7 protein-coding genes and 1 pseudogene are annotated in these 10,000 nt (G+C 61.6%); 7 read left to right on the top strand and 1 reads right to left on the bottom strand.

Features of this window, described 5'->3' with window-relative positions:
* Nucleotides 1-1,655: TonB-dependent receptor (locus tag LDL37_RS06435; RefSeq protein WP_290795768.1), on the top strand; the 1,655-nt coding region annotated here is incomplete at its 5' end.
* Between the two features lie 61 nt (nt 1,656-1,716).
* Here LDL37_RS06435 and LDL37_RS06430 read toward each other — a convergent pair.
* Nucleotides 1,717-2,721 (bottom strand): alpha/beta hydrolase, encoded by a 1,005-nt coding sequence (locus LDL37_RS06430; protein WP_290795766.1) that lies wholly within the window; start codon nt 2,719-2,721, stop codon nt 1,717-1,719.
* A 184-nt stretch (nt 2,722-2,905) separates the two neighbouring features.
* Between LDL37_RS06430 and LDL37_RS06425 the strand changes: the two genes are divergently transcribed.
* From LDL37_RS06425 to LDL37_RS06400, 6 genes and pseudogenes are all read left to right on the top strand, one after another.
* Nucleotides 2,906-4,777, top strand: coding sequence for a glycoside hydrolase family 97 protein (locus LDL37_RS06425; protein WP_290795764.1), 1,872 nt, complete (start codon nt 2,906-2,908; stop codon nt 4,775-4,777).
* A gap of 300 nt (nt 4,778-5,077) precedes the next feature.
* Nucleotides 5,078-5,170 carry a K(+)-transporting ATPase subunit F gene (gene kdpF, locus LDL37_RS06420; RefSeq protein WP_126422718.1) on the top strand — a complete coding sequence of 31 codons (93 nt, stop codon included), beginning with the start codon at nt 5,078-5,080 and terminating at the stop codon, nt 5,168-5,170.
* A 15-nt stretch (nt 5,171-5,185) separates the two neighbouring features.
* Nucleotides 5,186-6,895 carry a potassium-transporting ATPase subunit KdpA gene (gene kdpA / locus LDL37_RS06415; RefSeq protein ID WP_290795761.1) on the top strand — a complete coding sequence of 570 codons (1,710 nt, stop codon included), beginning with the start codon at nt 5,186-5,188 and terminating at the stop codon, nt 6,893-6,895.
* Between the two features lie 4 nt (nt 6,896-6,899).
* Nucleotides 6,900-8,966, top strand: coding sequence for a potassium-transporting ATPase subunit KdpB (gene kdpB / locus LDL37_RS06410; protein WP_290795759.1), 2,067 nt, complete (start codon nt 6,900-6,902; stop codon nt 8,964-8,966).
* A gap of 28 nt (nt 8,967-8,994) precedes the next feature.
* On the top strand, nt 8,995-9,555 hold the full coding sequence (gene kdpC, locus LDL37_RS06405) for a potassium-transporting ATPase subunit KdpC (protein ID WP_290795769.1): 561 nt from the start codon (nt 8,995-8,997) through the stop codon (nt 9,553-9,555).
* Nucleotides 9,552-10,000, top strand: a pseudogene (locus LDL37_RS06400) (sensor histidine kinase KdpD); the annotation flags it as partial. The gene kdpC and the pseudogene LDL37_RS06400, both read left to right, overlap by 4 nt.

Raw genomic sequence — 10,000 nt, 5'->3', positions numbered from 1 at the left:
GGGATGTGCCGGAGATAGGCTTCCTGAAGGGCTGGACCTATGACGTTGCGGCTCAGATATCGCTGAACAATTCCACCTACGGCTACGATTTCATCTACAATGACCGCGTCAATGCCACGGTGGGGGCCAGCGTCTGCAACACCGCGCTGCTGACCACGGCAACCAGCTGTCCTGCCGGCGGGGTCAAGTATTATCGTCAGTCAACCGTCGAAACCGGCATCTTCTCCCCTGAAGAAACCGCTTTCCTGTTCGGTTATGAAAAGGGCAGCACCATCTATCGTCAGTCCTATGTCGAAGCCAGCATGTCGGGGGACCTGTTCACCCTGCCGGCTGGTCCGGTGGCCGCCAGCATCGGCGTGATGCTGCGCAAGGAGTACATCAACGACACGCCCGGAACGCAGGCCCAGAAGGCCAACTACTGGGGTCTGACCACGGCGGGGCAGACGGTCGGTAAGGACAATATCAACGAAGTCTACGTCGAATTCGGCGTGCCTGTCCTGAAGAACCTGCCGTTCGCCAAAACGCTGGATATCGCGGTTTCGAGCCGCTACAGCGACTACGACTCCTATGGCGAAAGCTCGACCTACAAGGCCAGCCTGAACTGGGCGGTTACGGACACCTTCCGCATCCGCGGCTCAGAGGGCACCTCGTTCCGCGCGCCGTCACTGTATGAGCAATATCTCGGCAATCAGGTCGGTTATTCGACGCAGTTGTCGGTTGACCCGTGCATTAATTACGGCACTTCGGCGACCATTTCGGAAACGGTGAAGACCAACTGCGCGGCTCTGGGGCTCAGCGGTACCTATGCCGGTCTGGGGTCCTCGGCTACGGTGTATACCGGCGGCGGCAAGGCGGCGGGCCTTCAGCCCGAAACCTCCGATAACCGCACGGTCGGCATGGTGTGGACGCCGAAGTTTACCAATGCCAGCGTGGCGATCGACTTCTTCGAAACCAAGATCAAAAACCAGATCACGACCTACGGCTCGTACAACATTGTCTATGAGTGCATGAACTCTGTCGGTATGTCGTCGCCCTACTGCTCTTTGTTCACACGCGACCTCACCAGCGGCTCCTCTACCTACGGCAGCGTTCGCACGATCCAGAACGCCTATGTCAACGTCGCCGAACAGTTCATGCGCGGGTTCGATCTGACCTTTGCCTATAACCGCCGCTTCAGCTTCGGCAATGTGTCCGTGTCCAGCCAGCATTCCTTTGTGCGTAAGTGGACCTATCAACTGAAGAACGCCTCCACACCAACCAACTATCTCGGTTATGTGGGTTATCCGGAATATGTTGGCAACCTGACGGCCTCGTTGCGCCGTGGCACCTATACCTTCACCTATAGCGGGACCTTCGTGGGCGAAACGTCAGACTTCGACTATTACAAGACGAATTGCTACACCGGCACGCTGTTCGGCGTCGCCAATCAATCCTATTGCTATGACATGAATACCGAGTTCTATGCCAACCACACCGTCTCGCTACGCAAGTCGTTCGACCAATGGAGTGTGATTGCCTCGGTGCGAAACGTCCTGGACGAAACGCCGCCGGAAATCTCCAACTACGGCGCGGCGCGTCTCGGCAATGCGGCCCTGACCAGCCAGTACGACCTTCTGGGACGCACCTTTACCCTGTCCATCGAGCGCAAATGGTAAACAAGGCCTAAAAAAAGACCCCGCTGGACTTAGCTCCAGCGGGGTCTTTTTCAAAAACAACCTACCCCCACAGGCCGTGGCGTTTGGCAAAGGCCTCGAACAGCGGCATATAGGGCTGATCCTGACCATTGACGCGCAGGCCGTGGCCGCCGTTTTCGAAAATATGCAGCTCCGTCGGTGTCTTCTGCGCACGCAGGGCCTGATAAAGGATCAGGCTGTTTTCCGCCGGGACCGTCCGGTCGTCCCCTGCGTGGGCGAGGAAGGTCGGCGGCATATCGGTCGGCAGATTAAACTCCAGCGACACCTTGCGCTTCTGCTCATCGGTGCCCCCGTTCGGGAACATCGCCTTGACCGAGCCGCCGTGCGCATAAGGCGCCATCATGGTCATCACCGGATAGAACATGCCGGTCACCAACGGCTTGGTCGGCTGCGTGTCGGCGGCATCGACCGGCGCATAGGTCTCACGCCGGAAACTTTCCGACAGCCATCCGGCCAGATGCCCGCCCGCCGAAAAGCCGATGACGCCGATACGGTTGGGGTCAATGCCAAACTCTTTGGCGCGGTGGCGGATCAGGCGGATGGCGCGCTGAGCGTCCTGCAACGGCGCTTCCGGCCCCGCGCCCCAGCCGTCGGCCGGCAGACGATAGGTCATGACAAACACCGTCGTGCCGCGATCGGCAAAGTCCTTGTCCGTGCCGCCGCCCGCACGACTCACCGCCACACGCACATAGCCACCGCCGGGGATCATCAGGATCGCCGAGCCGTTCGGATTTTTCGCCCGGCGCACCATGAGGATTGGCTCAGTGACATGCGTCGCGGCTGTGTCGTTCGGGTTCCCCTCTTTGGGGTTGCGCAGAATCCACTCTTCCTTGACCGTCACGCCCTTCGAGCCCGGCACCTTGCCCCTGGGCCACAGAGGAAAGCTCTCCAGCGGCGGCAGAAGCGGCACCTTCATCCCTTCGGCCACCAGCGGTGCCCCGGAATCCTGCGCGAAGGCCACCACGGGCATCAGGGCGGAGGCGGCGGCGCTGGCCAGTATCTGACGGCGATCCAAAGAGATGGGCATGGCGAGGCTCCCTGCGCGATGTTGATTATTTCTGCGCAGTTTAGAGCCTAAACGCGATTTGACAAGCCGACAGAGACAACAAAGACCGTTGTCACCGGGCTATTTGTATGGCAATTATAGTTCACCAGCAAATCGGCGTTTTAAATGAGACGAGCCGGACAGGCCTCGTCCACGGGAGGTCCATATGTTTCTTCTGCCCCTGGCCATGGCCGCTCAGGTCGTCACCACCTCTCCGGACAAGGCGCTTCAGATCGCGATTTCCGAAGATGGCCGGACCTTTTCGGTCACCCGGCGCTCTGAACCGCTGATCATCGATTCGCCGCTGGGCCTCGATCTGGCCGAAGGGGCGGACCTGTCGGCGCTCAAATTGCAAAAGGTCGAGCGCGGCACGGTGGACCGTACCTTGCCGCTGGTCGCCACCAAGGCCGCCACGGCGCGCGACCATTACAGCTTTGCGCGCCTGAAGTTCGAAACAACCGACGCCGCCCGCACGCCGCTGGAAATCGAAGTGCGTGCCTATGATGACGGGGTCGCCTTCCGCTACCTATTGCGCGACACACCGGTCAAGCTGCGCGCCGAAAAGACGCAGTTCCGCTTCAGCGCCGACGTGTCCTGCTTCGTCAGCGAATACACCTCCTCGCACGAAAACACCTGGACGAAACTCAAGGTGTCTCAACTGGATGCGGCCAAAACTTACGACATCCCGGCCCTGTGCACCTCGGCCAAAGGCCATACGGCACTGGCCCTCGCCCAGTCGGGCATTGCCGGTTACACCAGCTCCGGTCTGGTCCCTGACGGGCAGGGGTTCCGGGTCAGACTGTCGCCGCGCCCGGACGACGCCTCCCTCGCCTATGTCGGTCAGGGCGTGACGACGGCGTGGCGCGTCGTGATGACCGCCGACCGCGCAGGTGACCTGATCGCCTCTCCGTTGCTCGGCAATCTGGCGCCGCAGGCACAAGGCGATTTCAGTTGGGTAAAGCCGGGCATGGCGGCCTGGGACTGGTGGTCAGGCCCCACCTCGGCCGACAAGCCGACCATGGAACGCTTCCGACGCTTTATCGACTTTGCGGCTGAAAACAAATTCCCCTACTTCCTGATCGACGCGGGCTGGGCGCTCAATGCCACCGGCTGCTGCGAAGCCGACCCGAAAACCGACATCACGCGCGCCGACCCGGCCATCGACATGCCGGCTCTGGTCAAATACGCCAAAGAGCGTGGCGTCGGTCTGCTGCTGTGGGTGCACTGGAAGCACATCGAACCGCGCATGGACGAGGTGCTGCGCACCTATAGCGATTGGGGTATCAAGGGTATCAAGGTCGACTTCATGGAACGCGACGATCAGGAGATGGTCGCCTTCTATGAGCGTCTGGCCAAGGCGACCGCCGCACACCGTCTGCTGCTCGACATGCACGGAGCCTTCCCGCCGGGCGGCCTGTCGCGCACCTACCCCAACTATATCACTCAGGAAGGCGTACTGGGGGCCGAGTATGACAAGTTTCAATCGAAGCGCGTGACGGCGGCGCACAATGTGCATCTGGCCTATACGCGGATGCTGCTGGGGCCGATGGACTATACGCCCGGCGGTTTCAGAAATGGCGTGCCCGAAGGCTATAAGCCGACCGAGGTCATGCCCTCGACCCAGACCCGTCGCGGTCAGGCTCTGGCCATGTACGTGGTGTATGATAGCCCGCTGCAAATGGTCTCGGACGACCCGTCGGCCTATGTCAATGCACCGGGGTTTGAATTTATCCGCGAGGTGCCGACCGCCTGGGACGAAACGCGCTTTATCGGCGGCGAACCGGATCAGTATATCGCTCTGGCCCGCCGCAAGGGGAAGACCTGGTATATCGGCCTGATGAACGACAATCAGGCCCGCACGGTCAAACTCCCGTTGAGCTTCCTGCCCAAAGGCAGCTTTACCGCCCGCCTGTGGACCGACGGCGCTCAGCCGACCGATATCGTCACCTCAACGCAAAAGGTGTCGAACACCAGCGTGCTCACCCTCGACACCAAACCCTCCGGTGGGAGTGTGGTGGTGGTTGAGATGGAAAAGTGAAACTGTAAGCTGTCCGATTAGCGTGTGCGGTTATGACACACGACCGATTTGCGCCCAAAGGCGCTCATTTATGGGATGCTGCCCCGTCCCACCCCAGCGGACTTTGGCCTATACAAAATCTATATGCGGACTGTTTGCATCTATACACCCGCTATATGCACTGAGGCGTAAACCGCATCCGTTGATCTTATCGATAACGGAGGGCGTCATGGCCATCGTCTATCTTATTGCCGGGATGGGGTTTTTTGCCCTGTGTCTGGCCTTTGTCCGCTTTGCTGACCGCTTGCGTGAGGGCGGTCAATGACCGCGCTCTACATCGCTTCCGCCATTATCGTCGTGGCGCTGGCGGGCTATCTGATCGTTGCGCTGATCAAGCCCGAACTTTTTCCTTAAATCCGGAAGACTAACATGTTCCTCGGTATCACCTCCGCAGGCTGGCTTCAGCTTGTGCTGTTTATGGCTGCGCTGACGGCGCTGGCCGTGCCGCTCGGCGGCTATGTGGCGCGCGTCCTGTCGGGTCAGCGCAACCTGCTCAGTCCGGTCATTAAACCGGTTGAAGGCCTCATCTACACTATGGGCGATGTCCGCCCCGATCAGGACATGACGTGGACGGATTACGCCACGGCGGTCATCCTGTTTTCGTTCGGCGGGTTTATTTTGCTGTTCGGGCTGTTGCTGACGCAGGGCTTTCTGCCGCTAAATCCGCAGCACCTGCCCAATCTCACGCCGGATCTGGCGTTCAATACAGCGGTCAGCTTTGTGACCAACACCAACTGGCAGTCCTATGCCGGCGAAGCGACCCTAAGCTATTTCAGCCAGATGGTCGGCCTGACCGTGCAGAACTTCGTGTCGGCGGCCGTCGGCATCGCTGTCCTGGCGGCGCTCATCCGGGGTCTGACAGGTCAGACGACGGACAAGCTCGGTAACTTCTGGGTCGATCTGGTCCGCATCCATCTCTACATCCTTCTGCCTCTGGCGCTGATCGTCGCGGTCGCGCTCAGTAGTCAGGGCGTCATCCAGACCTTCGTCAGCTACGTCACCGCTCACACGCTCGAAGGGCCCCATCAGACCCTCGCTCTGGGTCCGGTGGCCTCGCAGGAAGCCATCAAGATGCTGGGCACCAATGGGGGCGGCTTCTTCAACACCAACTCCGCACACCCGTTTGAGAACCCGACGCCCCTGTCAAACCTGATCGAGATGCTGTCGATCCTGCTCATCCCGGCGGCCCTGTGCTTCACCTTCGGCCAGATGATCGGTGAGCGCAGACAAGGCATCGCGATTTTCGCTGCAATGACGCTGGTCTTTGTGCCCCTGACCGCCGCGTGCATCGGTTTGGAGCAGGCCGGCAATCCGCATCTGACCACAATAGGTTCCGATAGCGCAACCAATATGGAAGGAAAAGAGACGCGCTTCGGCATCGCCAATTCGGCCATCTGGGCGACGGCGACCACCGCGGCCTCAAACGGCTCGGTCAACGCCATGCATGACAGCTTTACCCCGCTGGGCGGGCTGATCCCGATGATCCTGATGCAGTTCGGTGAAGTCATCTATGGCGGCGTTGGTTCGGGGCTTTACGGGATGCTGGTCTTTGTCATCCTGACGGTCTTCATCGCAGGCCTGATGGTCGGGCGCACGCCGGAATATCTCGGCAAGAAGATCGGCGCGTTTGAAATCAAGATGGCGTCCATGGCGGTGCTCCTGCCCTGCGCCCTTGTGCTGATCTGCACGGCGGTGGCGGTGCTGACGCCGTGGGGTCAGGCCGGTATCTACAATCCGGGCGCGCAGGGCTTTTCGGAGGTACTCTACGCCTTCACCTCAGCCGCCAATAATAACGGTTCCGCCTTCGCCGGTCTGAGCGCCAACACCCCCTTCTACAATTCCCTGCTTGGCCTGTGCATGTTGTTTGGCCGCTTCTTTGTGCTGCTGCCGGTGCTGGCCATTGCGGGCTCACTCGCCGCCAAGCGCACCGTTCCGGCCTCTTCTGGTACACTTCCCACCCACACGCCGCTGTTCGTCGTCTTCCTGATCGGCGTCATCGTCCTCGTTGGCGTTCTGACCTATGCCCCGGCGCTGGCGCTCGGCCCGGTCATCGAACACCTGAACCTGATCAAGGGCTAACCCCATGTCCGCAACTCCGCAAACCCGTAAAACCGACTTCAGGCTGGCCGTTCTTCAGGCTATCCAGCGGCTCGATCCGCGCTATCAGGCGCGCAACCCGGTGATGTTCCTTGTCTGGGTCGGGTCGATCATCACCACCCTCATCCTGGCCATCATGCTGGTCGTTCCCGGCACGGTCATCAGCGGCGGGCAGCCTATGTGGTTCGTCGGCCTGATCGCCTTCTGGCTATGGTTCACCGTCCTGTTCGCCAACTTCGCCGAGTCCCTCGCGGAAGGGCGCGGCAAGGCGCAGGCCGATAGCCTCAAGATGGCGCGCCGCGATGTCGAAGCCCGCAAGCTCGACAAGTCTGGCAAGCTGACCACGGTCGCCGCCAGCACCCTGCGCAAGGGCGATACGGTCCGCGTCGAGGCCGGGGATATCGTCCCCGCCGACGGGCAGGTCATCGAAGGCATTGCCAGCGTCGATGAAAGCGCCATCACCGGCGAGTCCGCCCCGGTCATCCGTGAATCCGGCGGCGACCGCGACGCGCTGACCGGAGGCACGCGCGTCCTCAGCGACTGGGTTATCGTGCGCGTCACCGCCGATCCGGGCGAGAGCTTCCTCGACAAGATGATCGGGCTGGTGGAATCCGCCAAACGGCAGAAGACCCCCAACGAAATCGCCCTGTCCATCCTGCTGGCGGCCCTGACTCTGGTCTTCCTGATGGCCTGCGCCACGCTGTTGCCCTTCTCGCTGTTCAGCGTCGCCAAGGCTGGATCGGGCACGGTCATCTCCATCACCGTCCTCATCGCCCTGCTCGTCTGCCTGATACCGACGACCATCGGCGGGCTTTTGTCGGCCATCGGCATTTCGGGTATGCAGCGCCTGATCAAGGCCAATGTCATCGCCACCTCTGGACGGGCGGTCGAAGCGGCTGGCGACGTCAATGTGCTGCTGCTGGACAAGACCGGCACCATCACCTTCGGCAACCGTCAGGCGGTCGAGTTCTTCCCCGCCCCTTATGTCAGCCTTCAGCAACTCGCCGAAGCCGCCGAACTGTCGTCGCTGGCCGACGAGACGCCCGAAGGCCGCTCGATCGTCGCCCTGGCGCGCGGGCAGTACGGCTTGCCGGAACGCTCGGCCGCCGACCTCAAGGCCGAGTTCATCCCGTTTTCGGCCGAACAGCGCGTGTCGGGCATTGTCATCAACGAGCGCCACATTCTGAAAGGTGCCGGCGATGCCATTGCGGGCCTGATCAACCTCAAGGGCGGGTTGGTCCCAGCCGAGGTCACCGCCACCGTCGAGGACATCGCCAAAAAGGGCGGCACGCCCCTGATGGTGGCCGAAGGGCCCAAGGTTCTGGGCGTGGTCTATCTCAAGGACATCGTCAAACCGGACATTAAGGTGCGTCTGGCCGAACTGCGCAAGATGGGCATCAAGAGCGTGATGATCACCGGCGACAACCCGCTGACGGCAGCGGCCATTGCGTCCGAGGCCGGTGTCGATGACTTTGTGGCCGAGGCCACGCCGGAGACAAAGCTCAGATATATCCGCAAGATGCAGGAAGGTGGCGAGATGGTCGCCATGGTCGGCGACGGCACCAATGACGCTCCGGCTCTGGCGCAATCGGACGTGGCCGTCGCCATGAACTCCGGCACTCAGGCCGCCAAGGAGGCCGGGAACATGGTCGATCTCGACTCCGATCCGACCAAGCTGATCGAGATTGTGGAGATCGGCAAACAACTGCTGATGACGCGCGGGGCGCTGACGACGTTCAGCATCTCAAACGATCTGGCCAAGTATTTTGCCATCATCCCGGCGGCCTTTGCCACGACCTACCCGGCGCTGGGGGTGCTCAATGTCATGGGCCTGTCGTCCCCGCAAAGCGCCATCCTGTCGGCGGTCATCTTCAATGCGCTGATCATCGTTGCCCTGATCCCGCTGGCGCTGAAGGGGGTGAAGTACCGGGCCGAGTCCGCGTCCCACATGCTGACCCGCCACGCGCTGATTTACGGGCTGGGCGGCATTGTGGCGCCCTTCATCGGCATCAAGCTGATCGATATGGGCCTGACCGTGGTCGGTCTGGTTTAACCCCACACAAAGGACAACCCCCATGTCACTGATCAAACACATCCAACCCACCGTCGTCTCTCTGGCCGTCTTCACCGTCCTGTTTGGCGGGCTCTATCCGCTGGCGACCACAGCCATCGTCCAGACCGCCTTTCCCGACAAGGCGCAGGGCTCGCTGATCCGCGATGGTCAGACCGTTATCGGTTCGCGCCTGATCGGGCAGAACTTCACCCAGCCGCAGTATCTGTGGGGTCGCCTCTCCGCCACGGGGCCAGCTCCCTACAACGCCGCCGCCTCGTCAGGCTCCAATTACGGCGTGAATAATCCCGCCCTGATCGAAGCGGCCAAGGCCCGCCGCGATGCGCTGAACCTGACGGGCCCCGTGCCCGTTGATCTGCTCACGGCGTCGGGTTCAGGCCTTGACCCGCACATCAGCCCGGCGGCAGCGGCAGTACAGGTGCCGCGCATCGCTGCCACCCGCCACATCCCGCAACAGCGCGTGCGTGATGCCATCGCCGCGGCAACGCAAACGCCCGATTTCGGAGTCCTCGGCGAAGCCCGCGTCAATGTGCTAGAGGTGAATCTGCGACTCGACGGAAGGCTGAAGTGAAGGCAGACACCCGACCCGACCCCGATAAACTGCTCGCCCTCGTCAGCCATGACGCGGGCGGCTTGTCGCGCGGGCGGCTGAAGATCTTCTTCGGGGCCTCCGCCGGGGTGGGCAAGACGTTCGCCATGCTCAGCGAGGCGCGGCGTCTTCACGCCGAGGGCCGGAACGTCATTATCGGCGTGGCGGAACACCACAATCGCCCGGAGACCCTCGCCCTGCTCGACGGCCTGCCCGTCCTGCCGCAAAAGACGATCGACCATCGGGGCGTCAGCGTGCGTGAGTTCGATCTCGACGCCGCCCTGCAACTGAAGCCCGATCTGATCCTGGTCGATGAATACGCCCACACCAATGCGCCCGGCTCACGACACCCCAAGCGCTGGCAGGATATCGAGGAACTGCTGGAAAACGGCATCGACGTTTACACCACGCTCAATGTCCAGCACCT

Source organism: Asticcacaulis sp. (genome assembly GCF_020217185.1).
Lineage (GTDB): Bacteria > Pseudomonadota > Alphaproteobacteria > Caulobacterales > Caulobacteraceae > Asticcacaulis.
This window is presented reverse-complemented; position numbering and strand designations above follow the sequence as displayed.

What these genes read in the sequence shown, in the direction of transcription:
- LDL37_RS06425 (WP_290795764.1), top strand. Translation starts at nt 2,906, where the DNA reads ATGTTTCTTCTGCCCCTGGCCATGGCCGCTCAGGTCGTCACCACCTCT.
- kdpA (WP_290795761.1), top strand. Translation starts at nt 5,186, where the DNA reads ATGTTCCTCGGTATCACCTCCGCAGGCTGGCTTCAGCTTGTGCTGTTT.
- kdpB (WP_290795759.1), top strand. Translation starts at nt 6,900, where the DNA reads ATGTCCGCAACTCCGCAAACCCGTAAAACCGACTTCAGGCTGGCCGTT.
- kdpF (WP_126422718.1), top strand. Translation starts at nt 5,078, where the DNA reads ATGACCGCGCTCTACATCGCTTCCGCCATTATCGTCGTGGCGCTGGCG.
- LDL37_RS06430 (WP_290795766.1), bottom strand. Translation starts at nt 2,721, where the DNA reads ATGCCCATCTCTTTGGATCGCCGTCAGATACTGGCCAGCGCCGCCGCC.